This is a genomic window from Marinobacter sp. V34 (assembly GCF_055524115.1).
In genome coordinates this window covers 400,107-425,672 of sequence record NZ_JBUPZY010000002.1, presented here as the reverse complement: position 1 = coordinate 425,672, position 25,566 = coordinate 400,107, and the positions used below count along the sequence as shown (strand labels likewise).

General features: G+C 58.8%; 24 protein-coding genes. 10 read left to right on the top strand and 14 right to left on the bottom strand.

All coding sequences use genetic code 11. From position 1 onward, the window contains the following. Positions 1 to 66: 66 nt before the first annotated feature. The 4 genes from AC0B60_RS04980 (at position 67) to AC0B60_RS04965 (ending at position 3,510) form a co-directional block, all read left to right on the top strand. Positions 67 to 1,239, top strand: a complete 1,173-nt coding sequence (locus tag AC0B60_RS04980; protein WP_465084521.1) for an ADP-ribosylglycohydrolase family protein — start codon at positions 67 to 69, stop codon at positions 1,237 to 1,239. Positions 1,240 to 1,310: 71 nt separating this feature from the next. After that, a complete protein-coding gene (locus AC0B60_RS04975; RefSeq protein WP_465084519.1) occupies positions 1,311 to 2,066 on the top strand; it encodes an amino acid ABC transporter substrate-binding protein in 756 nt (251 codons plus the stop codon). Positions 2,067 to 2,092: 26 nt separating this feature from the next. Further along, positions 2,093 to 2,767: an amino acid ABC transporter permease gene (locus AC0B60_RS04970; protein ID WP_465084517.1), complete on the top strand. Its 675-nt coding sequence runs from the start codon at positions 2,093 to 2,095 to the stop codon at positions 2,765 to 2,767. Beyond that, positions 2,764 to 3,510, top strand: coding sequence for an amino acid ABC transporter ATP-binding protein (locus AC0B60_RS04965; protein ID WP_465084516.1), 747 nt, complete (start codon positions 2,764 to 2,766; stop codon positions 3,508 to 3,510). The genes AC0B60_RS04970 and AC0B60_RS04965 overlap by 4 nt, the downstream gene beginning before the upstream one ends. Before the next feature lie 18 nt (positions 3,511 to 3,528). Here AC0B60_RS04965 and AC0B60_RS04960 read toward each other — a convergent pair whose 3' ends face one another. From AC0B60_RS04960 to AC0B60_RS04945, 4 genes are read right to left on the bottom strand one after another with little or no spacing between them, the layout of a single operon-like run. Then, the gene (locus AC0B60_RS04960) at positions 3,529 to 4,227 is read right to left on the bottom strand and encodes an SDR family NAD(P)-dependent oxidoreductase (RefSeq protein WP_465084515.1); all 699 of its coding nucleotides are present in this window, start codon (positions 4,225 to 4,227) and stop codon (positions 3,529 to 3,531) included. Positions 4,228 to 4,274: 47 nt separating this feature from the next. Beyond that, entirely contained in the window at positions 4,275 to 4,469 is a 195-nt protein-coding gene (locus AC0B60_RS04955) for a hypothetical protein (RefSeq protein ID WP_465084513.1), read from the bottom strand. 14 nt (positions 4,470 to 4,483) lie between these two features. Further along, positions 4,484 to 5,698: a YeeE/YedE family protein gene (locus tag AC0B60_RS04950; protein WP_465084512.1), complete on the bottom strand. Its 1,215-nt coding sequence runs from the start codon at positions 5,696 to 5,698 to the stop codon at positions 4,484 to 4,486. A gap of 19 nt (positions 5,699 to 5,717) precedes the next feature. After that, positions 5,718 to 6,674: a sulfurtransferase gene (locus AC0B60_RS04945; RefSeq protein WP_465084510.1), complete on the bottom strand. Its 957-nt coding sequence runs from the start codon at positions 6,672 to 6,674 to the stop codon at positions 5,718 to 5,720. Between the two features lie 229 nt (positions 6,675 to 6,903). Here AC0B60_RS04945 and AC0B60_RS04940 point away from each other — a divergent pair, with 229 nt between their 5' ends. Then, entirely contained in the window at positions 6,904 to 7,068 is a 165-nt protein-coding gene (locus AC0B60_RS04940; protein ID WP_465084508.1) for a hypothetical protein, read from the top strand. Between the two features lie 60 nt (positions 7,069 to 7,128). On the opposite strand, the gene AC0B60_RS04935 is transcribed toward AC0B60_RS04940, so the two are convergent. Continuing rightward, entirely contained in the window at positions 7,129 to 7,971 is an 843-nt protein-coding gene (locus tag AC0B60_RS04935) for a DUF547 domain-containing protein (RefSeq protein WP_465084507.1), read from the bottom strand. A gap of 154 nt (positions 7,972 to 8,125) precedes the next feature. Between AC0B60_RS04935 and AC0B60_RS04930 the strand changes: the two genes are divergently transcribed. Continuing rightward, positions 8,126 to 10,213, top strand: a complete 2,088-nt coding sequence (locus tag AC0B60_RS04930; protein WP_465084505.1) for a TonB-dependent receptor — start codon at positions 8,126 to 8,128, stop codon at positions 10,211 to 10,213. Positions 10,214 to 10,246: 33 nt separating this feature from the next. Here AC0B60_RS04930 and AC0B60_RS04925 read toward each other — a convergent pair whose 3' ends face one another. Then, the gene (locus tag AC0B60_RS04925; RefSeq protein WP_465084503.1) at positions 10,247 to 11,164 is read right to left on the bottom strand and encodes a sucrase ferredoxin; all 918 of its coding nucleotides are present in this window, start codon (positions 11,162 to 11,164) and stop codon (positions 10,247 to 10,249) included. Continuing rightward, complete coding sequence (locus AC0B60_RS04920) at positions 11,161 to 12,027, bottom strand: ABC transporter ATP-binding protein (protein ID WP_465084501.1); 867 nt, start codon at positions 12,025 to 12,027, stop codon at positions 11,161 to 11,163. The genes AC0B60_RS04925 and AC0B60_RS04920 overlap by 4 nt, the downstream gene beginning before the upstream one ends. A gap of 111 nt (positions 12,028 to 12,138) precedes the next feature. Between AC0B60_RS04920 and AC0B60_RS04915 the strand changes: the two genes are divergently transcribed. The 3 genes from AC0B60_RS04915 to AC0B60_RS04905 are packed head-to-tail and all read left to right on the top strand — an operon-like array spanning position 12,139 to position 15,136. After that, a complete protein-coding gene (locus AC0B60_RS04915) occupies positions 12,139 to 13,095 on the top strand; it encodes an ABC transporter substrate-binding protein (protein ID WP_465084499.1) in 957 nt (318 codons plus the stop codon). Continuing rightward, complete coding sequence (locus AC0B60_RS04910; protein ID WP_465084497.1) at positions 13,089 to 14,093, top strand: FecCD family ABC transporter permease; 1,005 nt, start codon at positions 13,089 to 13,091, stop codon at positions 14,091 to 14,093. The genes AC0B60_RS04915 and AC0B60_RS04910 overlap by 7 nt, the downstream gene beginning before the upstream one ends. Continuing rightward, complete coding sequence (locus tag AC0B60_RS04905; RefSeq protein ID WP_465084495.1) at positions 14,090 to 15,136, top strand: FecCD family ABC transporter permease; 1,047 nt, start codon at positions 14,090 to 14,092, stop codon at positions 15,134 to 15,136. Before AC0B60_RS04910 ends, AC0B60_RS04905 begins: the two co-directional genes overlap by 4 nt. Before the next feature lie 48 nt (positions 15,137 to 15,184). On the opposite strand, the gene AC0B60_RS04900 is transcribed toward AC0B60_RS04905, so the two are convergent. The 6 genes from AC0B60_RS04900 to AC0B60_RS04875 all read right to left on the bottom strand — a co-directional run bounded on the left by AC0B60_RS04900 (position 15,185) and on the right by AC0B60_RS04875 (position 23,541). Continuing rightward, positions 15,185 to 17,314 (bottom strand): TonB-dependent receptor, encoded by a 2,130-nt coding sequence (locus AC0B60_RS04900; protein WP_465084493.1) that lies wholly within the window; start codon positions 17,312 to 17,314, stop codon positions 15,185 to 15,187. Positions 17,315 to 17,433: 119 nt separating this feature from the next. Beyond that, on the bottom strand, positions 17,434 to 17,655 hold the full coding sequence (locus tag AC0B60_RS04895; protein ID WP_465084491.1) for a formate dehydrogenase subunit delta: 222 nt from the start codon (positions 17,653 to 17,655) through the stop codon (positions 17,434 to 17,436). After that, entirely contained in the window at positions 17,648 to 18,499 is an 852-nt protein-coding gene (fdhD, locus tag AC0B60_RS04890) for a formate dehydrogenase accessory sulfurtransferase FdhD (RefSeq protein ID WP_465084489.1), read from the bottom strand. Before fdhD ends, AC0B60_RS04895 begins: the two co-directional genes overlap by 8 nt. Positions 18,500 to 18,515: 16 nt before the next feature. Continuing rightward, complete coding sequence (fdhF, locus tag AC0B60_RS04885) at positions 18,516 to 21,431, bottom strand: formate dehydrogenase subunit alpha (protein WP_465084488.1); 2,916 nt, start codon at positions 21,429 to 21,431, stop codon at positions 18,516 to 18,518. Between the two features lie 24 nt (positions 21,432 to 21,455). Beyond that, positions 21,456 to 22,994 (bottom strand): formate dehydrogenase beta subunit, encoded by a 1,539-nt coding sequence (locus AC0B60_RS04880; protein WP_465084486.1) that lies wholly within the window; start codon positions 22,992 to 22,994, stop codon positions 21,456 to 21,458. A 16-nt stretch (positions 22,995 to 23,010) separates the two neighbouring features. After that, on the bottom strand, positions 23,011 to 23,541 hold the full coding sequence (locus AC0B60_RS04875) for a formate dehydrogenase subunit gamma (RefSeq protein WP_465084484.1): 531 nt from the start codon (positions 23,539 to 23,541) through the stop codon (positions 23,011 to 23,013). 93 nt (positions 23,542 to 23,634) lie between these two features. Between AC0B60_RS04875 and AC0B60_RS04870 the strand changes: the two genes are divergently transcribed. Further along, positions 23,635 to 24,762, top strand: a complete 1,128-nt coding sequence (locus AC0B60_RS04870; RefSeq protein ID WP_465084483.1) for a substrate-binding domain-containing protein — start codon at positions 23,635 to 23,637, stop codon at positions 24,760 to 24,762. A 45-nt stretch (positions 24,763 to 24,807) separates the two neighbouring features. Here AC0B60_RS04870 and AC0B60_RS04865 read toward each other — a convergent pair whose 3' ends face one another. Next, complete coding sequence (locus tag AC0B60_RS04865) at positions 24,808 to 25,431, bottom strand: YbhB/YbcL family Raf kinase inhibitor-like protein (protein ID WP_465084481.1); 624 nt, start codon at positions 25,429 to 25,431, stop codon at positions 24,808 to 24,810. Between the last annotated feature and the right edge of the window lie 135 nt (positions 25,432 to 25,566).

The window sequence follows — 25,566 nt, the reverse complement described above, 5'->3', positions numbered from 1 at the left end:
CAGGACGGACGCAAACGAGGAAAAGACAGTACCGTCAATTCTGAACACGACCAATAAGGAATGACGATGACCGGTAAAACACCTTGGAACGGAAAAGCCGCCATAACTGCCGCTCTCTCCGGAGGCTGGGTTGCAGACGCGGCCAGCCTCGGGCTGCATTGGCTTTACGACAGCCAACGCATCTGTGAGGTTGCTGGCCAGTCACCGGAGTTCCTGCCGCCGAAGGCCGACTATTTCACCGGAGGCTTCGGTTATTTTGCCCATGATGGCAAACAGTCTGGCGATGTCAGCCATTACGGCGCAGCTACGGGAGTGTTGACTAGCAGCCTGCTGGCCAATGAAGGAAAGCTGGATATCCGCGATTACCAGCGCCGCTTTCGGGATTTCTTTGGCCCTGGTGGTGATTGGCGGGGCTATATCGACAACCCGACCCGGGTCACTCTTAACAATCTGGACACCATTGAGCAGAATGCCATCGAAAAAGCTCAATCGACCACTACCGCCAAGCTGACCGACAGACAGAAACGAGTCCTGGTGCAGAAGGTTTTACCCTACACCCGCCGCCTGAGAGGCGTTCACCTGGCTGACCCGGTCCGTAAGGCCATCAGCCTCACCTACCAGGAACCGGAGATACAGGAAGCCGGCGTGCATCTGGCCACAACAATCGACCATCACCTGCTGGCGGAAAGCGGCGCCGACGACATGCAACTGCCGGCGGTTTCCAAATTGGCGCCATTAGTGGCCTGCTACTGTGGCAGCGAGAGACTGATGGTAGTAGCGGAGGCCGCCGTCCGGGTGACCAATCACAACGATGAAGCCGTGGCCTGGGCGAGGTGCGCAGCGCGACTACTGGACCATCTTTTCCGGGGTGAACCCCTGTCAGCGGCCCTGGACGCCGCGACCCGCGAAGCACCGGATCCGCAACACCTCAACAAGGCCAGATCCGGCTCCGTTCTGGATGCTCCGGGCGCTGGCGACACCTTTGGCCGCACCTGTTATCTGCATGAGGCAATGCCAGTGATCTTTCATGTCCTGAACCACGCCCCGGGCTTTACGGAAGCCGTTCGTGCCAACATCCTGTGTGGGGGCGACTCCTGTGGGCGTGCGTGGATCATCGGGCCGGCCATGGCGGCAATTTACGGCGTGGGTGGGGAACGTGGCATACCCCTGAGCTGGTTGGCGCGGGTAACCGATGCCCCTGATATCCTTATGGATATCGAAAGACTTGTTAAAGGCTGATGATGTGTATCATTGCCCATTTTTCACCCCAGACTATGCTTCAGATAGGATGCACGCCGGAAGGAGGTTTTATGAAAACACTACTGATCAAAACGCTATCGATAATTACGCTGCTCGCAAGCGCAGCTCTGCACGCCCAGGATGCCCCCTTGAGAGTCGGGATGTCTGGCCAGTATTTCCCGTTTACCTTTGTGGAGCAGGATGAACTGAAAGGCTTCGAGGTCGATGTGATGAACGCTCTGGGCAAGGAAATGGGGCGCGAAATCCAGTACCAGACCGCCAACTTCTCTGGCCTGTTTGGCATGTTGGAATCCGGGCGCATCGACACCGTCGCCAACCAGATCACCATCACCGAAGAACGCCAGAAGGCGTACATTTTCAGCGAGCCTTATGTCTATGACGGTGCTCAGGTGGTGACCAAGGAAGGCAACACCGAGGTCGAGCGCGTGGAAGATCTGAAAGGTAAGACCGTCGCCGTAAACCTGGGCTCCAACTTCGAGGCCCTGTTGCGGGAACTGCCCTATGCGGACGAAATCAATATCAAAACCTACGAGAGCAACCTGGAGCGGGACACCGCACTGGGCCGGGTGGACGCTTTCGTGATGGATCGAGTCAGCGCCAGCCAAATCATCAAGGACAAGCCCCTGCCTCTGGAACTCGCCGGCCCGACATTCTCACAGATCACCAACGCCTACCCGTTCCCTGATACTGAAGCGGGGAGGGCCCTGCGGGATGAATTGAACCAGGCCCTGACAACCCTGCGGGACAACGGAACCCTGGCGTCCATCTCAGAGAAGTGGTTCGGCACCAACATCACCCAGCCCTGAGGGGCGCCACCAAGGCCTGACTCGTTATGGACGTGCTGAACGTCGAATATATGCTTGGGCTGGTACCTGTGTTGCTCGGGTACCTGCCCCTCACCCTGCAGCTGGCCGGCGTCGGGATGGTGCTGGCGCTGATCCTTGCCTGCCTGTTTGCCGTCGTTCGTGTGCTGGGCATTCCGGTACTTAATCAGCTGACCATCGTATTCATTTCCTTTTTCCGGGGCACTCCGCTGCTGGTGCAGTTGTTCCTGTTCTATTACGGGCTGCCGCAACTGGTCAGTGCATTAACGGTCATCGACGGCGTTACGGCGACCATCATGGGCCTGACCATGCACTTTTCGGCGTACATGGCGGAATCGATACGAGCCGCGATCATGGGTGTGGACCGCAGCCAAACCGAAGCCGCCCTGTCGATCGGCATGACCAACGGCCAGCTAATGCGCCGGATTGTCCTACCCCAGGCCACCCGGGTAGCACTGCCCACGTTGATGAACTACTTCATCGACATGATCAAGGCCACCTCCCTGGCATTTACCCTGGGGGTTACCGAGCTGATGGGTGCCACCCAGAAAGAGGCCGCGGGTAGCTTCCTGTACTTCGAGGCCTTCATCGTCGCCGCTATCATGTACTGGATCGTCGTTGAGATGCTCTCCAAGCTTCAGCACTACCTGGAAATCCGTCTGAACAAGGCCTACAGCCGATGATCAAACTGGCATCACTGAGCAAGCATTTTGGCAAGACGGTGGTTCTCGATGGGATTGATCTCACCATTGAAGAGGGCGAAATCGTTGTCATCATTGGCCCGTCGGGCACCGGAAAATCCACGCTGTTGCGCTGCGTCAATTTTCTGGAACAACCCACCGCTGGCACCATGACCGTGGGTGATCTGACCGTGGATGTGAACCGCGCCAGCCGCGCGGACATCCTCTCCATGCGCCGGCGAACCGCGTTTGTTTTTCAGAACTATGCGCTGTTCTCCAACAAGACCGCATTGCAGAACATTGCTGAACGGTTGCTCGTGGTGGACCGCTGGCCGAAAGAAAAGGCCTACCAGCGCGCCCGGGAAATACTCGAGCAGATTGGCCTCGCTGACAAGGCCGATGCCTATCCGGCGTCCATGTCCGGCGGCCAGCAGCAACGGGTGGGCATCGGCCGCGCCATGGCCGCTGGTGCCGAAGTGATGCTGTTTGACGAGCCCACGTCATCCCTGGACCCGGAGTGGGTGGAAGAAGTGCTGGGGTTGATGAAACAGCTGGCGTCAGAGCGTCAGACCATGATGGTGGTCACCCACGAAATGTCCTTCGCCCGGGATGTCGCCGACCGGGTGATATTCATCGACGGCGGTCGAATCGTGGAACAGGGGCCGCCCAGTGAGATTTTCTATAACCCAAAAGATCCCCGAACGAAGGACTTTCTGAAGAAGATCCTGGCCACCAATCCGGTATGAACGAAGGCGTTAACGCCGTTACCAGGTTTCCCCAAACGGCCGGATGTCCAGCTCAAAGGTCCAGGCGGACGGATGCTGCTGGCACAGATTCCAGATGGCGTCCGCTACCGCAGCTGGTTTTACGAAGAAATCGTCAGGCTTGTCTGCCAGCGCCTCGCGGGTACGAGGCAGGTCCACCACACCATCAATCACAACGCTAGCCACATGGATCTTCTCCGGCCCGAGCTGGCGGGCCATCGACTGCGCCAGACTGCGTTGGGCGGCTTTTGCCGAAGCAAATGGCGCGGTGTTTGCCCGTCCGCGGGTCGCCGCCGAAGCACTGGTAACGACAATACTGGCCGAGTCATGCTCCCGTAGCTGCGGCAAGACCGCCTTGGTGGCGGCCACCAGACCCTGGACATTGATTCGCCAGTTGGCTTCGAAGTCCTCCAGGCTGGCGTCTTCGACGCTCTTGAAAACTCCACCACCCGCGTTATAAAGCAGCACTGAGGCGGGCCCAAGTTTGTCCCTGATCGAAGCCAGTACCGAACCTATCTGTTCCGGTTCCATCAGGTCGCAGGGAAAGGCATAGGTGTTGGATATCGATTGCTCAAGCTGCAGCAGGTAATCTTTACTGCGCGCCAGCATCGCCACCTGGTAGCCTTCATCGCTGAACCGTCGCACAAAGGCCTCGCCATTGCCCGGTCCTACACCCATCACAACGCATACCTTGTTCATTTGCTTTGCCTCCCTCCGGCTAAACCGGTTGGCTTGTCAGAACGTAGTCAGTCCCGGGTTGACGGGCAAGGCGCTCCGCATGGGGCACATGCTGTCTCATCCCGCTGGCTCAACGCCGTTTCCACATTGCCTTGCCCGGAGTTGAACGCAAAAGTGGGGCTTCTCAGGTGGTCCGCCAGGATCAGCGCCAGAATAATCCCCAACAGTATTACGATACGGGTTCGACTGTAAGCGCGCTCCATAACGTCCTCCCGTCTCAGTTTGGCAGCCGGAACCAGGGCCGCAGGCGAATGCCGATCAGTGATCCGACAAACGCGCTGGCAAACCAGACCCAGGCGTGCAAGCTGGCCGATGCAATGCCGGAGAACAGCGCCCCGATGTTGCAGCCAAAGCCCAGGCGGGCACCGTAACCGAGCAGCAAACCACCCACCACGGCAGCGAGGAACTGGCGACCTTCGGGGCGGTTGCGGCTGGCTTCATTGAACCGGTTGGCCAGGCCCGCCGCCAGCATGGCCCCCAGCAAAAGCCCGAAGTTCATCACCGACGGAATATTGGTAAGCACCGAATCCTTCAGGGCCATGGCAGGGTAGTCCCAGGTCCAGAACTCAAACTGGGCCATGTTTACGCCAACCACTTCCAGGGCTTTCGCGCCCCAGACGTTGAACGCGAAAGTGATGCTCCAGGGCGCACCGCCTATGGCCAGTGTCAGGGCGTTGCCAACGGCCAGGATCAGAATGGCCCAGGTGAATGGCCAACGACCACTCAACAGGGTTCTCATCACGCCTTGGCCCTGGCTTTTCCAGAGCAACTCGCCGCGCTCAACATTACCATGTGCCTTACGCTCAATGCGGTTGACCCACCAGGTAATCAGCCCGAGCCCCACAAATTGCAGCAGAATGGCGCCACTGACGCCGAAAGTGTTCACAAGAGGCACCGGATCATAGCCAGGCTGGTCCAGCCACCAGGGCAGATGGAGGGAGCCCAGGACCGCGCCGGCGATAAAAAACACCAATGTGACCACCATGCGGATATTGCCAGCTCCCACGGTGAACAGGGTACCCGAGCCGCAACCTCCGCCCAGCTGCATGCCGATGCCGAACAGAAAAGAGCCCACCACCAGGGACAAGCCTACCGGTGCAACGGCGCCCACCAGCCCTGCCTGGCCGCTGTGGAGCATCGGCACCATGATCAGGGAGGTCAGCCCGAACAGCAGAAGCTGGGCGCGCATGCCGGCGCCGCGCTTCTTCACCGCCAGGTTACGCCAGCCTGCTGTGAAGCCGAAGGCACCGTGGTACAGGGCCATGCCCAATACGGTACCGATCACAAACAGCGCCACCATGAACGGCGCGGTTTCCAGCCAGATCAATCCACCCAGAAGGGCAAGGCCCAACAGCGCCGTTGAGACAATGAATCGGTCCACCTGCCAGCCGGGCTGCTCAAGCCCGGGTTGGAGGACAGCGGAATCAACCATGAGCATTCACTCGTTCAGATCAGTTGAAAAAATCCAGTAACTTGCCGAGGCCTTTTTTGGCAACCTGCAGGGGGCGGTCGCTGTCCTGGGACCACTCCGCCATGGAGCCGTCGTAAAGCGCAACCTCCTCAAATTCCGCCAACTCACTCAACACAAACCAGTCTGTGGCGGCCCAGTGACCAGTGTTGCAAAAGGCGATGGTGCGCGTACCCGGGTTCAGTTCGGCCTCATTCACCCGCGCGGTGATGCTGTCCTCATTGAGGTACCAGGCACTGTTTCGTTCACCTACAAAGCCTGCGTGGGGCAGGTTTCTGGAACCAGGGATAGTGCCTGGCGCCCTCGCTGCTGGCGACTGATTCTCGCCGCGAAAATAATCCGCTGGCCGAGCATCCACCAGTTGTGCCTGGGTGCCGCGTGCTTCTTCAACTTCTTCCAGAGAGGCAATCAGATTTTGCTGGAGCGAACCTATGAAGTCGGTAACGGCACGCTGATTGCTCTCGCCGCTGGCAATCTCGAATCCCTCCGCCTTCCAGCCGGCAAAGCCGCCGTTAAGAATGGACACCTCATCGTGCCCGAGAACCCGAAACGTCCAGTACACCCGGGCAGCGCTGCCAAAATCCGTCGCTCCGGTGCCGGCAGGTACAATCACCACGGCATCGTCATTACTGATGCCCAGGCCACCGATGAGGCGCTCAAGGCTGGAGACGGGTGGTAACAGCCCAGAGACGCCATCCCGGCTTTCTCTCCAGCCATCGCCGGTGTAGCTGCTGTATAGGGATCCAGGGATGTGAGCTTCCTGGAAGCTGCTGCGGTCGCCGCCATTATCTATGCCGGAACGCACATCCAGAACCACCAGGTCGTCCCGGTGAAGGTTGTCCTCCAGCCAACCGGCGTCCACCAGAGGCGTCGTTCCATTACCTGCAGCCATAACCAGTGAGCTGGCAAAGACCAGAACAATGGCAGACAGTCGACTCATGGCAACTCTCCTTTTCTGTTCATTTTGAACGGTTATTATGAAACCAATAGAACGGAATGCATAGGTGAGGTTCTATGCCGTTTATTTATATGCAAATCTCTGATCTTTCCTCCCAACCTCAATGAACCCTGTAACGAAAAGAGACAGTCCGGTGTCTATACCTCGTAAGCGCGGAGTGACCGTTCCTCGGAACGCCCCGCATTTCGTCAGCAACACGAGGTAACAAGCCATGAAAAAAATGACCCTGATTCTCACCACCATTGCGCTGTTATTCTCTGCCAATGTCACACTTGCCATGAATGGCAAGGCCGACCGGGTAAACGAAGCGCGAAGCTTCCCCAATAAAACCGTAGACGTAGAGAAGGTGCCAAGTGTGAAAGAATCTGCAGAATAACCTGCAGCGTCAAAAGCCGCTATTCTCAGGAGTAGCGGCTTGCTTGCAAACGCAATCCCGCTAGCGGAATTCCGTGAAATTGGCAGGCTTGTTCAGAGACCAGTCGTAATCGATAAGTTTTATGTCTGCCGTGTCTGCAACCCGATCTGCCACCGACGACTCCACCCACTGCTCGATAAACGCTTTGCGCGAGCCGGAAGCCTCCACGAAATCATCCTCATACCACTTGAACAATTCGGTGACATAGAGTGTGTCGCCCTTGATCTCAAGATGGCGTTCTGTTGCAAAGGCACGACGGGTGTTCTCCGCAAGCAGGCCTTCCAGGTTGTCGGCGGTGTAAACCACATCCCTTAATGGAGGGCAACCAACAGAGGCACAGTTCACCGCAAAGTGGACTCGCGCGTCCTTCCAGCCTTTGTCCGCGTATTCCTCACCGAGCAGGATGTCTTTTTCCATCTGGTTCAGACTGTATTCCTGCCCGCCTATCTGAAATTTTTCCCGGTCGAACACACTGTCCACAAACGGGTTCACGCGACCCCCGTAGTCCCAGACCGAGTCGACGAGCTCTCCGTTCGGCCGCTCAGTCAGGATCTGGTCGATCATGAAAAAGTTATAGGCGTTGACCCAGAAGGCGACGGATTCAGCCTCACCGTCGAGAGTACCGGTATCGAAATCTGCCAGGCGGTCACGCTGATCCGCCAGCAGAGCGTCAGTCTGTGATGAGGCCAGGGCCGCCTCATAGTCAAATGCGGAGACCAGGCCACCCTCGGTCGTTGTCGACTCTGTCAGATGTTGCGTCAATAGACGCTGAAACGGGTCAAAATTAGCTTCGTCGGCGGTAGCGGTCACCGGCATGATTACGACGAGCGTTATCAGGTACATCAATAGTCCAGGTTTGTTCACTTCACCCTCCACAGGCAAACTAAGTTCATCATCTTTGCTCTTTCACCGACACGGAAAACCGGCCATTGTTACAATACAATTAGTATTGATAATCGATTACATTTAGTTTAGCTTCCGCACCGTGACTAAAAATAACCATCAGGTGCCGATAACAATGCTCAAGCAACCCAACCCACTACGCTATTCCCTGGTCCTCGCGCTTGGATGCGCTACAACCGCAACTGCTCAGGAAGGCACCGATCAGGCACCGAAATCCCTTGATACCCTTGAAGTAACGGCTACTCGTGGCCTCGACTCCCTCAACGTCAACCCCGGTGCGGTTACCGTGGTTGACCGAGACGCCATCGACAAACAGTCCTCGTTGGGTGGCAACGTGGGCGATATTCTGGCCAAAACCGTTCCAGGCCTGTCTCCTTCTACGCACGGTTTAACCAGTGTGGCGCAGACGCTACGTGGCCGAAACCTGTTCGTGCTGATTGACGGCATCCCCCAGACCATCAGCCTGCGCGATGGTCTGCATTCACTGAATTCCATTGACCCGTCATCGATCGAGCGCATCGAAGTGATCCGGGGTTCCAATGGTGTATACGGCTTTGGCGGTACCGGTGGCATCATCAACATCATCACTCGCAAGAACGAGAAAGGTGCCCCGCTATACCGCACCGAACTGAATGGTGGTTTCTCCACCGAGCACATCAAGGACAGCGAACAATTCGGGCTATCCCAGAGCGTGACCGGTGGTACAGGAGCCTTTGACTACCAGTTCCGAGGCTCCTACGAAAAACGCGCTAATTTCTTCGATGCCGATGGCGACCGTATCCCGCCGGACCCGAACGGCCAGGGGGGCATTGCCGACTCCCGCGAGTTCGATGTGCTGGCAAAGCTCGGCTTCGACCTTGACGTCGACAAGCGCCTGGAACTGACCACCAGTTATTACGACATCAAACAGGACACCGATTACATCCTCGAAGCAGGCGTGTACGGTGAGCAGAAAACCCGCGCTGTGAAAGGTGACCCGGGCGGCAAGGATCAGGGCACTGAAAACCTGAACGTGAACCTGACCTACAGTGACCGACAGCTGTTCGGCGATACCTCGCTGGGTGCGCAACTGTATTATCGCGATTACATGACCCGCTTCGGATACTTCGCCACCTTCTATCCCGGGGGTGGGCAGTCTCTGACCGAATCGGAGCGCATCGGCTCCCGCCTCGACTTTGAGACGCCATTTGAGGTTATGTCCGGCGCCAAACTGCTCTGGGGCCTGGATACACTGATGGAAACGACAGCTCAGCCATTGGAAGACGGACGTATGTTCGTACCTGAAATGGACCAGAACAGTGTGGCTCCGTTCCTGCAGGCGGAACTTCGGCTGAATCCGAAGTGGACCGTTAACGCCGGTGTTCGCTACGAAAAATTCTGGTTCGAGGTGGACGACTACACCACGGTGTTTGGTGCGGACGTGGAAGGCGGTGAGTTGGAGTACAGTGAAACAGTCTTCAATACCGGGGCCCGATATCAGGTGAACGATGTCTGGGCAGCGACTGCCAGCTTCTCCCAGGGCTTTACGGTGCCCGAGATTGGCCGAACCCTGCGCCAGCCCCAGCAGGGCACATCGCTGGATCAAATCCGTCCTGAACCACAGGTGGTCGACAACTACGAGGTTGGCACCGAGGCCGTCTGGGATCGCGCCGATCTCGCGCTGACGCTGTTCTACAGTGAGTCTGAACTGGGAACCAGCCTGGTCGCCGCGAATGCAAACGAGCCCATTCCCGTGATGCGCAGCCCAGAGCGTATCTATGGTTTCGAAGCGGAGCTAAACACCTATCCCACCCGCGATCTGAGTGCCGGCGGTACCTTTACCTGGATGGAAGGCAAAGTCGATTCTGACGACGACGGCAGCTACGACACCTATCTTGCCGGCAACCGGATCTCACCACTCAAGCTCACAGGCTATGTGGAGCACGATACCACTGCGCGCTGGAGCAATCGCCTTCAGGCCATGGTCGTGGGTGATCGAGACCGCTTTAGCGGTAGCGGATTTGGTCAGGGCGAGGTGGAGTCCTTTACCGTTCTGGATCTGACCAGCACATGGCGGACCGGCAATGGGGATATCACGCTGGCCATCAACAATCTGCTGAATGAAGACTACTTCCCGGTGATCTCGCAGATCTACAATTTCGACACCCAGTACACCACCGCACCAGGCCGTTCGGTCATGGTAAGTTATGGGGTCGACTGGTAAACGGAAGACTGGCAGAACCACACATAAGGCCGCTCAAAGCGGCCTTATGTCTTTTACCACCCAGCAAGCAGACGCCGTAGGACCTTCATCCAGGTCCGCACAGGTATCCACACGCATGACCTCCATCTTGCCGCACCGGGCTGTCAGGGCCCCGGAATTACCCTTCGAAACCCAGCTCACCTGTACCGTAACCTCCTTGCTGTCATGGCAGGCAACCTCCGGACCGACCGACAGTTCCGCATGGACGTTTCTGTTCTCAAGCCACTCCAGGGCGGATATCTCAGCGCACTGCTGGGCAGGCGTTAGCAGGGACTGGCCGCGATAACAGGGCAGGTAGGGAAGGCCGTCCGCCTCATGCTGCAGGAAAGGCAGTACCTGTTCCTGCTCAACCCGGCCGTATTTGCGCATAGCCGGGAACACCATGATGCTTGCCGCAAGCCGACACCCCCCCAGATGAGAACTTTCCCAGACCTCGAACGGGAGATCCCGGTCTGTGACAGTACTGGAGAGCTCCTGATAGGTCGCATACCCAAACTTGGCGCAGCACTTGTCCTTGCGGCCATGGGTGCAACACAGCACCAGGGAGCCTGTCATTGCCTCACTGTTCCAGCCGCTCAGGTCATTACCCGCCGCCAGGGCATCCAGAAACGCCGGCAAGTCGCTCCGCTCAACATCAAAGCTAAGGCCTTCCGGCAACAGGTAAAGCCGGTGACTGAACGCCGGGCGACCGCGTTGGTCAATCAGGTTCACCCGCCGCCCGCTGGCCGCAAGACGGTTGATCTGTGATGCCAGGTCGTCATCCATATCACGGGCGACTCGCAGGCTTCGCGACCACTTTGGCCGCGGCCAACTGATCAGCAGATTGCTCTCGGCATGGGTTGCCGTGCCGGCAAGAGGATCGCCGGCCTTAATACTGTCAACAGCGCAGAACCGATGGGCGGAGGCATTCATACCGTTGCCACCGACGAGGCGAAAGAGGCGGTCTCTGCCACGGTCCGTTTTACCGGCACACAAACTGGCCGGCCAGCCAAAGGTTCACGGATAACCTGAGCATCAAGATCAAATACCTGCTTGAGGTTATCAGCGGTAAACACAGTCTCCGGCGGGCCATCGTGCAGAATCCTGCCCGCCTTCATCATCACCAGCCGGTCGGCGTAGGCCGCCGCCAGGTTGAGGTCGTGGAGCACAACCAGCAGGGTCCGGCCCTGCTTGTGAGCCAGGGATACCAGCAGTTCCAACAGGTCCACCTGCACCTTCAGATCCAGAAACGTGGTGGGTTCGTCGAGCAGAAGCAGGTCGGTTTCCTGGGCCAGCACCATGGCGATCCAACAGCGCTGACGCTGCCCACCGCTGAGCGCATCTACCGGCCGCTCTGCAAACGTCGCAACATCAGCCACCCTCATGGCCTCCTCAACGGCGGCTTCGTCGTGTCGGGACCACTGACTCATCAAGCTCTGATAGGGAAAACGGCCCAGTCCCACCAGCTCCCTGACGGTCAGGCCATCCGGTGCGGAGGGGCTCTGTGGCAGTATTCCGAGCCGTTGCGCAACAGTCCGGGTGGGTTGACGATGGATATCGTTACCGTCGAGAAACACGTTGCCAGCGCTGGGAGCCAGCGTGCGGGCCAATGTTTTGAGCAGCGTGGATTTGCCCGAGCCATTCGGTCCCAAAAGAACGGTGACACTGCCCTCGCGCACCGTGAAATCCACGTCCGTCAGCACCTGCCGGCCGTCGTATCCCGCACACACTGCTTCACCCCGCAGTCGCGGCTGACCATCGTAATCCGGGGATGAGGAATGTCGATTCAGGGGCATATTGGCGTCGCTTTCAAGTAAAGTCGGATGATATTATCTCCCATTCTCATTATCAAATCGGCACCATCAAATCAGCCCCTAGTTGCTGTTCGCCAAACAACCGGATTTACCATGCATCGCTACGCCAGCTTTCTGCTGATCGTTACCTGTCTCTTTCAATCCCCCGCTGCCATCGCTGCCATTGCAACTACCCCGGTAACCACCGTGGAGCATGCCCTTGGTGAGGCAACCATCGCTGGCCATCCTGATCGCGTTGTCTCTCTGTATCAGGGCGCCACCGATACCGCTGTGGCTCTTGGGATCAAACCCATAGGCGTGGTGGAATCCTGGACCGAAAAGCCGATGTATCAGTATCTACGTGAAGCCCTTCAGGGCGTGACCTATCTAGGGCTGGAAACCCAGCCTGACCTGGAGCGCATCGCCTGGCTGTCGCCAGACCTGATCGTCGGCGCCAGGAACCGGCATCGCACCATCTACCCATTGCTGGAGCGCATCGCCCCCACGGTCATACCGGGCGATGTCTACGACTTCAAGGCGCTGCTTACGCTAATGGCAAAGGCCACCGGCCGCACCGCTCGAGGTGAGGAACTGCTAACTCACTGGCAAGAGCGGGTCGAAGATTTCAGAGCCCGTATCCGCCAAAAGCTGGGGGAACAGTGGCCCCAGGAGGTCGCAATTCTGAGTTTTCGGGCCGACCATGCCCGCATTTACTATGGCGGTTTCGCCCGCTCCGTGCTGGACGAGCTTGGCTTCACCGCGCCTGCGCCCCATCGCCAGGAAAGCTGGGGCATAAAACTCACCAGCCAGGAAAGCATCCCGGCCATGGATGCCGAGGCCGTCTTCATCTTCATGGAGGACGACCCCGCCGTTCAGCGCACGTTCAACACCTGGTCCAGCCACCCCCTTTGGAAAAACCTGAAAGCCGTGCGGCATAACGACGTCTATCAGGTGGACCCGGTCACCTGGAATATGGGCGCTGGCATCATCGCCGCCAACCGGATGCTGGACGAACTCTACCAGCACTACGATCTCCATCAGCCAGAACACCGGGGGTGCATTCAATGCTGACCACCCCACAGGCAAGAACGCTGGGGACCCTGGTTTGTCTCGGTCTTCTGCTATCAGCCACGGTATCGAGCCTGATATTCGGCCACACTCCTGTGTCGCTGGAGATGCTGATCAATAGCCTGACGGACTACGACCCCGGATCCCTCGAGCATCTGGTCATTCACTCCGAACGCTTTTCGCGCACCGTGACCTCAGTGATCGTGGGGGCTGGCCTGGCCATTGCCGGGGCGCTGATGCAGACGCTGACCCGCAACCCACTGGCATCACCCGGTATTCTTGGCATCAATGCCGGCGCCATGTTTTTCGTTGTCGTCGGCGCCACACTGTTTTCGCTGACCTCGCCGTCGCAACTGGTGTGGGCCGCCTTTGCGGGCGCGGCCACGGCCGCCGCCCTGGTGTACTTCCTGGGGCAGGAAGCCGGGCGCGGTGTTTCCCCCGTACGCACAGTGCTCGCCGGCGTCGCGATTACAGCGCTGTTCGTGTCCTTTGCCCAGGGATTGCTGATCCTCAATCAGGACCGCTTCGAAAGCATCCTGTTCTGGTTGGCGGGCTCGGTTTCGGGGCGCGAACTGGATGCAACCCTGCCATTGCTGCCACTCTTTGGCGGAGCGCTGATTCTGGCGTTGCTGTTGTCCCGGCAACTGAACCTGCTAGGGCTGGACGATGAGGTCATCCGCGGCCTGGGTTTAAGGGTGGGGCAGGTACGACTGTTGATCGGCCTTGTGGTGATCGTACTGGCTGGCACCTCTGTGGCCATGGCAGGGCTGATTGGCTTTGTCGGTCTGATCGTGCCACACGTGGCCAGGGGGCTCTTTGGCACGGATCACCGCTGGCTGCTCCCCCTGTCGGCCATTATCGGAGCCACGCTGCTGCTGGCTGCCGACACCATCGCCAGACTGGTTATACCACCCCAGGAGATTCCCGTGGGGGTCATGACAGCGCTGTTGGGCACACCGCTGTTCCTCCACCTCGCCCGACATGTGAGGAAGGTGTCATGAGCCGACCCCTGATTCTTCGCTCCCGCAATGACCGCTGGTCGATCAAACTCAATACCAGGGTTCTTGTGGTCACGGGTGTTCTGGCGGTATTACTGGCCGCCAGTAGTGTTCTCGCGCTTACGTCCGGCAGCCATCCCACCTCGGTTACAGATGTACTCGGCACACTGGTCGCCCCGAGCCAGTCCGAGCTGGCACTGATTGTCCTGGAAATTCGACTGCCCAGAATACTCATGGCCATCCTGGTGGGCGCTGCTCTGGGCTCGGCCGGGCTCATTCTGCAAGGCCTGGTGAGAAACCCGCTGGCATCACCGGATGTCATTGGCATCACCAGTGGGGCGTCAGCCGCAGCGGTGCTCTTTCTCTGGCTCGGGGGCGTCACCGGAACCTCGCTGCTACTGGCACCCGTCGCCATGGGGGGCGCCTTTGTCGTGGCCCTGAGCATTACAGCTCTGGCCTGGCACCGGGGTATCAGCCCCGCCAGGCTGGTACTGGTGGGCGTCGGGTTGGCAGCCGGGCTGACCGCCGTGACCACCTTGCTACTGGTGCTGAGCCCCGATGCCACCGCGATGAATGCTTATATCTGGCTCACTGGCAGCCTCTACGCCTCGCAGTGGCACGATGTCACTGCCCTGGCACCCTGGCTGATGGTGTGCTGGCCCCTTGCGCTGATAAAACTGAGACACCTCGATGCACAGTCCATGGGGGAAGATATGGCGGTGGGGCTGGGTAGCGCCCTGCAAGGCCATCGTCTGCTGTTCCTGATGCTGGCAGTGGCACTCGCTGGCTCAGCAGTGGCCTACGCCGGTGCGGTCGGGTTCATCGGCCTGATTGCGCCGCACATGGCGCGACGGCTGGTCAACAGTGGCCACACGGGGCTGTTGCCCATCGCTGCACTGATCGGTGCATTGATTCTTCTCTATGCAGACTGGGTTGGTCGGGTTGCCTTCATACCCCGGGATTTACCGGCAGGCATTTTTGTTGCAGGTATCGGCGCGCCCTTCTTCGTGTACCTGCTTTACCGGCTCAGGCGGGAACTGGGGTAAGGGCAAAGTCCGGAGCACTGTGGCCCCGGACTGTGGAATACCGACTGATCAGAAGTCGAGCTGATAACCAAGGGTGATGGTGCGGCCACGGCCCTGGAAATAGTACTCATCACTGGCCCGGGCAGACTGGGAGTAGTACGTGAAGTAGTCCTTGTCCAGCAGGTTCTCGATACCCAGGGACAGCTTTCCGGCGCCGGTCCGATAAGCCACAGAGCCATCCAGCAATCCGTAACCATCGAAGTCCAGGTCATCCCCTTCGATGTCGCGGTCCAGGAACTGGCTGTACTGAAGGTGACTCGACAGCGTCTTCGTCCAGGCAGCTGACCAGCTGAGCCGCAGGGTTTCCGGCGCAATATTGATGCCGCTCAGCTCCGTGTCTACATCGCCATCACCGTCGGTGTCGGATTCACCATCGGCATAGGTGTAGGAAAATGCCAGGTTATGCGCGTCGTTCAGGTCCGCATCGGCAGTGACCTCCACACCCTGGATCTCGGTTTTTTCCCGGTTACCGACCCAGGTGCCATCCTCCTCGGTCAAGCGCTCGCCAAAGTCCGAATCTGACTGGTAGTAACTCACCTCCAGGTGATAACGGTCCCAGTCGAAACGACCACCGATCTCACGGTTATCGGTGATGATCGGCTCCAGAACCAACAGATTATCGACATCCTGTCCAGAATCACCGATTCCCCTCAGCACACGGCCGACATCTGGCATACCAAAACCTTCTGAGTAATTGGCAAACAGTTGCAGATTGTCAGTCGCCTGAAAAACCACACCGGCATTAAACAGGGTTTCGTTGAAGTCAGGGTTACCGCCCTGGACGGTGACGTTGTCCTGGGTGACATTGCTGCGGTCGATGGTGTTGTAGGTGTCTACCTTAAGCTCCGCATGCTCATAACGAACACCGGTGTGCAGGGTCAAACGGTCGGTGACCGCAACATCGCCCTGCAGAAAAGCAGCGTAGTTGCGAAACTGCGATTTGGGCACGTAGGTACGCCCGGTTTCCACCAGCGTCTGGCGGGTTTCATCCTGAAGAACATCCAGCCCCGTTGTCAGAGTCAGGTAGTCGTTCAGCAGGCCGTCGCGGGTGAGGGTGAACTTGGCGCCCACCTTGTCGGATTCATTGCGGGTCTGGTCGAGTTGATCGTTGCCATTGGCGTCCACGTAGGGGAAGAACGGCGTGGTGGCAAACCGGGCCCTGAAGGTCTGGCTGTATAGCTGGGTATCCACCTGGTTGCCCAGCCAATCGCCGTGCGAGTATGAAAGACGGGCGGTGGTGACCTCATTCTCTCCGGGTTCCCCATCAATGATGCCTGGACTTGCGGTTGTGGGTACTCCGTTGTCGCGGTCGCCGGGTACCGGTACGTAACCGCCTTTGCCTTCCAGTTGAAAACGGTTGATGAAAAACTCCACGTTCTGATCGTCGTCCAGCCAGTAACCCAGCTTGGCCAGCACGTCATAGCTTTCGGTGTTCTGAAGCTCACCAGGATAGGCCACACCGATCAGGCGGTCCTCACCGTCGTAGAACACGCCGCGCTCCTGGATGTTCCCGCCCAGAAGATAGTCCCAACGGCCCTGCTGACCGCTGATTCTGTAGCCCACCTTGTAACCCTGGCCATCGGAATCCACGTTGTCGTCACTGGTCACGCTTGCCGACACAGACTGGGAAATCTCCCCGCTGTCGGGTCTGCGGGTTACAAAATTGATGATGCCGCCCGTCGCACCCAAACCGTGCTCGGCACTGGCACCGTGGATCACCTCGATACGCTCGACCATGTCCAGATCAATGGTGTAGCTGTCCCGTGCACTGTCTCGCAGTGGATTACTCTGCGGCACACCGTCCACCAGGAACAGGGGCGAACGACCCCGGAAGGTTTCACCGGCGTTGGACAGTTTCTGGCGGCCCGGAGAGTAGGAAGGAATCAGGTTGCTCAGCACCTCGCCGGGGTCATTGGAAATCGCCTGCTGTTGCTCAATCTGCTCGCGGGAAATAATGGTGGTCTTCTGCGGAGTCTCTCCCGCTGTGCTTTTGTTGCGGGTGGCGGTAATCACCAGGTCAGGCAACGCTTTGGCGTTGTCGCCGGACTGGGCGCTGGAGGAAGATTGCGCCAGTGCAGGGCCGTGAACAGCCGCTATGGCCAGCGCCAGCAGCAGGGGACGTGACTCCGGAGTTTTCATAGACAAATCTCGAATGGTTAATGCATTTTGCCAACACCCTGGTGGATAGAAGGCATTACCTCATGTTAATGAGGCGCAAATGCTAACAATTCTCATTGTCTAAATCAAAACTACAATCCTCACGCTGAGAGGCGTTTGACCGCCAGCCGGGAAACGGTATTCAACTCCGTGCCGTCCGACGTTGCGTAATCGCTGATCTGCTGCTTCATACTCCGGGCCCAAAACTTCCTGATGTGGGTGGCGACCACCTCCGCCGCTTCCCCTTCATCACCGTGATGGAGGTTGTTATCGCTGATCTGATTGATCATCTTGATCAGATTCTGCAGCTGCTGATCACTCATCCTCACGTTCCTCAGAAGATTGGCTGTCGGCCCGATAGTAGATGACATGCCGCCCGGGGCGGGCAAAACCAATCAGGGTCATGCCGGCCTTTCGCGCTTCCCGGACCGCCAGTGCCGTGGCCGCTGAGACAGCCACCAGGCAACCGATACCAACACTCGCACTTTTCTGCACCATTTCGAAGCTGGCGCGGCTGGAAACCAGTGCGAAGCCATCAGCAAAGGCCAACTCGCCATCCTTCCGTATCCGTGCACCAATCAGTTTATCGAGCGCGTTATGACGGCCGACATCTTCCCGAACCAGCTCGATACGGCCCTGATTATTGCACCAGGCGGCACCGTGGGTGGCGCCGGTCTGTTCCTGCAGGGGCTGGTAGTGCCGAAGATTGCTCAGAGCCTGCTGCACCTCTTCATCACCCGGCACCGGGCGAAGCGGCACGCGGCGGATCGCCCGGACCGCATGGGCCAGGGATTCAGTGCCGCATAGCCCGCAGCCGGTTCGACCGGTCATATTCCGTCGCTGTTGGCGCAACCGGGCAAAACAATCGCCGGCGATGTGCATCTCGATGGAAATGCCTTCGTCGACAGCATTCACCTCCAGATGAAACAGCTGCCCGGGACTGTCGATGATGCCTTCGGTCAGGCTGAAACCCAGTGCAAAATCCTCCAGATCACAAGGCGACGCCATCATTACAGCATGGGATATGCCGTTGTAGACCATTGCCACCGGCACTTCTTCGGCCACAACATCCTTACCCGGCGCACCCTCAACGCCCCCACGAACCTCTACCGGGAGGTCACAGGATGCTGATGCGCCCTTCTCTGGAGCCGGCCCCATCGCGGGCATGACTGCCCTTTCCGAATTACTTGAGTGACGAGGCATCGGGTTGCTCCACGTGGCTGGCCGACGGTTCCAACAGCCCTTGCTGGCGCCGGTCTAATCGCTCGAAATGGCGCTGCCATTCTGACGGCTGCGAAACCTTCTCCACCTGCACGGCGGTGACCTTGTATTCCGGGCAGTTGGTGGCCCAGTCGGAGCTGTCGGTGGTGATCACGTTGGCGCCACTGCCGGGATGGTGGAAGGTGGTGTAGACCACTCCTGGCAACATGCGATCGCTGATTCTTGCCCGCAGTACCGTCTGGCCCACGCGGCTGGTGATGCCCAGCCAGTCGCCCTCGCGGATACCCCGGAGTTCGGCATCGCTGGGATGAACCTCCAGCACGTCCTCCTGATGCCACTGGCTGTTTTCGGTGCGCCGGGTCTGAGCACCAACATTGTATTGGCTCAGGATGCGACCGGTGGTCAGCAACAGCGGGAACTTGCGATTGGTTTTTTCCTCACTGGCGACATACTCGGTGACCGCAAACTTGCCCTTGCCGATCGGAAAGTCGAGAGTGTGCATGGTCGGCGTGCCGTCCGGATGCTCATCGTTGCAGGGCCACTGAATGCTGCCCAGCTCATCCAGCTTGTCGTAACTGACACCGGTGAAGGTCGGCGTCAGCCGGGCGATTTCATCCATGATTTCGGACGGATGGCTGTATTGCATCGGATAGCCCAGCGCGTTCGACAACGCCATGGTGACTTCCCAGTCTTCCATGCCCGCCACCGGCGCCATCACCTTACGCACCCGGTTAATGCGGCGCTCGGCGTTGGTGAAGGTGCCGTTCTTCTCCAGGAAGGTAGACCCCGGCAGTAACACGTGGGCGTATTTGGCAGTTTCGTTCAGGAAGATGTCCTGCACAATCAGGCAATCCAGCGAGCTGAGCGCGGCTTCCACATGCTGGGTATTGGGGTCGGACTGGGCAATATCCTCGCCCTGCACATACATAGCCTTGAAGCTGCCAGCGATGGCGGCATCAAACATGTTGGGAATTCGCAAGCCCGGCTCGTCGTCGATGACCACATTCCAGGCGTCCTGAAACCTGGCCCGGACTGCCGGATCGCCCACATGCTGGTAGCCCGGCAGCTCATGGGGAAAGGAGCCCATGTCACAGGAACCCTGAACGTTGTTCTGGCCCCGCAGCGGATTCACCCCCACCCCTTCACGGCCAATGTTGCCGGTGGCCATGGCCAGGTTAGCAATGCCCATCACCATGGTGGAGCCCTGGCTGTGCTCGGTGACACCGAGGCCATAATAGATGGCGCCATTGCCCGCTTCGCCATAGGCCCGCGCGGCCTGGCGCACCAGGTCGGCCGACACTCCAGTGACCGCCTCGAGGGCTTCCGGAGAGTGTCGCTCCTCGGCAATGAACGCCCGCCACTGGTTGTACTGCTTGGGCTCACACCGGCTTTCGATGAAGGTTTTGTCTTCCAGGCCCTCAGTCACAATCACATGGGCCAGGGCGTTGATCATCGCCACGTTGGTACCCGGGCGGAGCGGCAGGTGAATGCCTTCGGTGCCGTGGGGTGTTTTCAGCAGGTCGATGCGGCGCGGATCAATCACGATCAGCTTCGCGCCCTGGCGCAGACGCTTGCGCATCTGGGAGGCGAACACCGGGTGGGCGTCGGTGGGGTTGGCACCGATCACAATCATGGTGTCGGCCTTCATCACTGAATCGAAAGTCTGAGTCCCTGCGGACTCCCCCATGGTGGTCTTCAGGCCAAAGCCGGTCGGAGAGTGGCAGACGCGGGCACAGGTGTCGGTATTGTTGTTACCGAACGCGGCGCGGATCAGCTTCTGCACCAGATAGGTTTCCTCATTGGTGCAGCGTGAGGAGGTGATACCACCGATGCTTTCCCGGCCGTATCTGGCCTGGGTGTCCTTGAGTTTCCTGGCGGAGAACTCGATGGCCTCGTCCCAGGACACCACTTCCCAGGGGTCATTGATGGAGTCCCGGATCATCGGCTCCTTGATGCGGTCCTTATGGGTGGCATAGCCGAAGGCAAACCGCCCTTTCACGCAGGAGTGACCGTGGTTGGCATCGCCACCCTTGTAGGGAACCATGCGCACCAGCTGGTCGCCTTTCATTTCCGCCTTGAACGAGCAGCCCACGCCGCAATAAGCGCAGGTGGTGACCACGCTGTGCTCGGGCTGGCCGGCGTCGATCACGCTCTTTTCCATCAATGTGGAGGTAGGGCAGGCCTGTACGCAGGCACCGCAGGACACGCACTCGGAATCCATGAACGGATCGTTCTGGCCGGCAGACACCTTGGAGTCGAAGCCACGGCCGTCAATGGTCAGGGCAAAGGTGCCCTGCACTTCTTCACAGGCGCGCACGCAGCGGGAGCAAACAATGCACTTGCTGGGGTCGAAGCTGAAATAGGGGTTGGAGTCGTCCACCTCGGCGTCCAGGTGGTTTTCACCCTCAAAGCCGTAACGCACCTCTCGCAGGCCCACGGCGCCGGCGACATCCTGCAGTTCACAGTCGCCATTGGCCGGGCAGGTCAGGCAGTCCAGCGGGTGGTCGGAAATGTACAGCTCCATGATGTTGCGACGCAGCTTCGCCAGTTTGCCGGTCTGGGTGGTAACCGACATGCCTTCGGCGACCGGTGTGGTACAGGATGCGGGATAGCCCCGGCGGCCCTCGATTTCCACGGCACACAGGCGGCAGGAGCCAAAGGCTTCGAGGTTGTCGGACGCACACAGCTTGGGGATGTTGATCCCTGCCAGGGTGGCTGCCCGCAGCACCGAGGTGCCCTCAGGCACAGCGATATCGGTGCCATCGATGGACAGGCTGACCAGGGTTTCGGATGTGCTGGCCGGCGTACCATAGTCGGTATTGGGGTTCAGGCCGCCTGTGCCTCGATTAACCGTGCCGGGATCGAAATATTGCAACATGGGTAGTGCCTCCATTCGCGTCGGTCAGGCCGTCAGGTCGTCCGGAAAATGTGTCATCACACTCTGCACCGGGAACGGGGTCATACCGCCCATGGCACATAAGGAACCATCCACCATGGTCTCGCACAGTTCCTCCAGCAGAACCAGGTTGGCGTCGCGATTCTCGCCGGCTCGTATCCGGTCAATCACCTCGACACCACGCACTGATCCGATCCGGCAGGGCGTGCATTTGCCGCAAGACTCCACGGTGCAGAACTCCATGGCGAACCGGGCCTGCTCGCCCATATCCACGGTGTCATCAAAGACCACCACGCCGCCATGGCCGATGCCCGCACCGAGTTGGCCGAAGGCCTCGTAATCCATGGGCGTATCCCACTGGCTTTCCGGCATATAGGCCATCAGCGGGCCACCCACCTGGACGGCTTTCATGGGTCGGCCTGAGAAGGTGCCGCCGCCAAAGTCTTCCAGGATTTCCTTCAGGCTGACCCCGAAGGCAAGTTCAATCACACCGCCCTGGCGAATGTTGCCCGCCAACTGGATTGGCAGCGTGCCCCGTGACTTTCCCATCCCATAGTTCGCATAAGCCTGGCCACCCTGAGCCAGAATGAACGGTACCGCGGCAAACGACAGTACGTTATTGACCACCGTTGGCTGGCCGAATAGCCCCTTGATCGCAGGCAGGGGCGGCTTGGCGCGAACCAGGCCACGCTTGCCTTCCAGGCTTTCCAGCAGAGAGGTTTCCTCACCACAGATGTAGGCGCCCGCCGCCAGCCGCACTTCCAGATGGAAGGCACAACCGCTGCCACGGACATCCTGGCCCAGATAGCCTTCGGCTTCGGCACGGCGGATCGCTTCATTCAGAATGCGGTGCGCCACCGGGTATTCCGAGCGCAGATAAATGAATCCCTGGGTCGCCCCCACCGCCAGCCCCGCAATGGTCATGCCTTCAATCAGCATGTAGGGGTCGCATTCCATCACCAGCCGGTCGGCGAAGGTGCCGGAATCGCCCTCATCGGCGTTGCAGACAATGTACTTCTGCTGCTGCCAGGGCTCATCGTGCACCGTCTGCCACTTGATGCCGGTGGGGAAGGCGGCACCACCACGACCGCGCAGGCCGGAGGTTTTGACCTCGTCAACAATGCCTTGAGGCTCCAGGCTGATCGCCGTTTCCAGTCCTTCAAATCCGCCATGGGCCCGGTAATCGGCAATCGACAGTGGATCGGTGATGCCAATACGGGAAAAGGTCAGGCGTTGTTGGCGCTTGAGATAGGGAATATCGGCCACCGAGCCAAGAAACAGAGGGTGGTCGGATGCACCATCAAACAGCCCGGCCTCTACCAAGCCCTGAACGTCATCCGGCTCCACCGGACCGTAACCAATCCGACCCGCGCTGGTTTCAACTTCCACCAGCGGCTCCAGCCAGAACAGCCCCCGGGAGCCATTGCGGACCAACTCAATATCCACACCCCGAACTCGGGCGTAGTGTTCTATCAGTCCCGCCACGTCATCCGCCCCCATGGACAGGGCGGTGGTATCGCAGGGCACGTAGATTTTGGTTGCCATGATCAATGCTCCGTGATTACCGGATGTCCAGCGCGGACGTGGTGAGTTTGTCCGCCAGACGGTCAAACTTCTGCGGCGTCATGCGGCCGTGGATATCGTCATTCACGCGGATGGAAGGGGCACAGGCACAGTTGCCCAGGCAGTAGACAGGCTCGAGGGTAAACTCGTTGTCCGCAGAGGTACCGTGATAATCCACCCCCAGGCGGTCCTTGATATGCGCTTCAAGCATACGTCCACCCATGGCCTGACAGGCCTCGGCGCGACACACGTGAATCACCTTGCTACCCACCGGATGAGTACGAAAATGATGGTAGAAGCTGATCACGCCATGGACTTCGGCACGGGTCTGTTGCATCGCCTCGGCGATGATGGCCACGGCGCCCTCGGGAATGAAACCAATGCGGTTCTGCACGGCGTGCAGGATGGGGAGCAGGGCGCCAGGCTTGCGTTTCAGGGCGTCCACTTCGTCCCGAACCATGTCAGGTGTCCAGTCGCTGGCGTAGTCCATGGCGCCAAGTGGTTGCTGATTCACCTCTGACATATGCATGTTTGTTCCTATTATTTTTTGTTCTGTTACAGTATCTGAGCAGCTATAGAAACACGCTAACACTCCATCATCGCCGACGGAATATGAATAGAAATGCATAAGAAGAGGCTGTCCATTTCCCCTGCCTGGGTCTTCCGAACCGATACCGATGAGCTGTTCGAGCCGGTATTATTCCGCCTGCTCGAAACGATCCGCGACAGCGGCAAACTGACCGCAGCGGCAGAGGCGGCCGGCGTGTCTTACCGCCACGCCTGGAACCTGCTCAATCGCAGCACCAACGTCTTCGGAATGCCACTGGTGATTATGCGCAAGGGTCATGGCACTGAGCTGTCCGCCCTGGGTGAGAAACTGCTGTGGGCGGATCAGCGGGTCAAAGCCCGGCTCGGGCCTCAGATCGACAGCATGGCGTCTGAATTTAACGACCAGATCCAGCAATTGCTGGCCGGCGAGCATCCTGTCCTTCGCCTTCATGCAAGCCATGGGTATGCAGTAGCTCTGCTCCCCGAGTTCTCTGATCAGGTTGAAATCAACCTCCAGTACCGCAACCCCGAGGAGGCCCTGAACGCGCTGAACCGTGGCGAATGTGACCTGGCCAGCTTTCACTTTCCCACCTGCCCACAGCGGGCCCGGGAAATCATGGCCCATTATCAACATCTACTGACCGGACACCGGTTCCGGTTGATCCGATTTGTCACTCGGCGTGAAGGTTTGATGATGCGCAAAGACGCCCCGGTGAAGATCCATAACCTGTCGGAACTGGCCGCTTCCGGGCTCCGCTTCATCGGCCGTGATCGCCATTCCGGCACCCGCATCCTGTTCAACCTTCTGCTCCGTCAGGCGGGACTCACTGAAAAGAGCATCAACCGCTCGCCGCAGCACGAGTTTACCCACACAGCCGTCGCCGCCTTTGTGGCGTCGGGAATGGCGGATGTAGGCTTCGGCGTGGAAGCGGCTGCCAGCCAGTTCAACCTTGATTTCGTGGAGATGGCCAGCGAGCACTACCTGTTGCTTTGCCACGAAGAACGCCTGAGCCAGGCCAACCTGTCGCATCTGGTCGAGCTGATGCGCTCGCAGGCCTTTATTGATCGGATCAGGCACCTTCCCGGCTATGAACCGGATAGCCCCGGCTCCATTACCAGTTTTGAGCAACTACTGTCCGAAGGGGCTGGAAGGGATCACAAAGAAAGGACCGAAACCGTCACAGGACGGTTTCAGCAATAACGCAGGCAGGAAATCAGAGTTTCCCTGTCTCAACGACGATCCGGCTCAACGAAGATCCGGGTTCAGCGTGTAAGTACCAGTCACCCGGGCACTGGCCAGAACATGGCCTGCCATGGCCTCACGAACGGCGGCACCGTCGAACTCACCATCCAGGCCCAGGCTCTCCACATCCAGAGCGTGCACCTCGTAGTGGTAATGGTGGAGGATCTCATCGTTCCAGGGCGGACACGGGCCGTCATGGCCAGCATAGGTTCCTGCCATGTCGGGGTTGCCAGCGAGGAACTGGGTGTAGTTGTTCACCCCACGGATACCAATTGGTCCCGGGCCGGGCTCCTTACCCTTGGGGATCACACCGTCACTGTCCTCGCCTTCCGGAATACGGGAAACCGAGGCCGGCACATCCACCAGCAGCCAGTGGAAAAAATCCACCCGAGGAATGTCCTTCGAAACGGTCTTGCCTTCCTGGTTAACATCATCCGCAACGCTGGGCACGTCGGGATCAAACATCATCACCACAAAACTTTTGGTACCTTCAGGCACCTCATCCCAGGTCACTTCCGGATTGCGGTTGGGGCCAAAGCTCATGTGATCCTGTTCGCTGTAAACACCGAACGCAAACTTCTCCGGCACCGGTTGGCCTTCTTCAATACCTCGAACCTTGATTTTCACAATCGTGTTCTCCTGTACCCTTGATGGTTTTGCTTACCTGATAGCACGGTTTTAACAGTGGCATCGTGGGTCTGTCCAGATCCATACCGTACCCAAGTCCAATTCTTGGCCAGCTTCAGGCGTGTTACGGTTGCC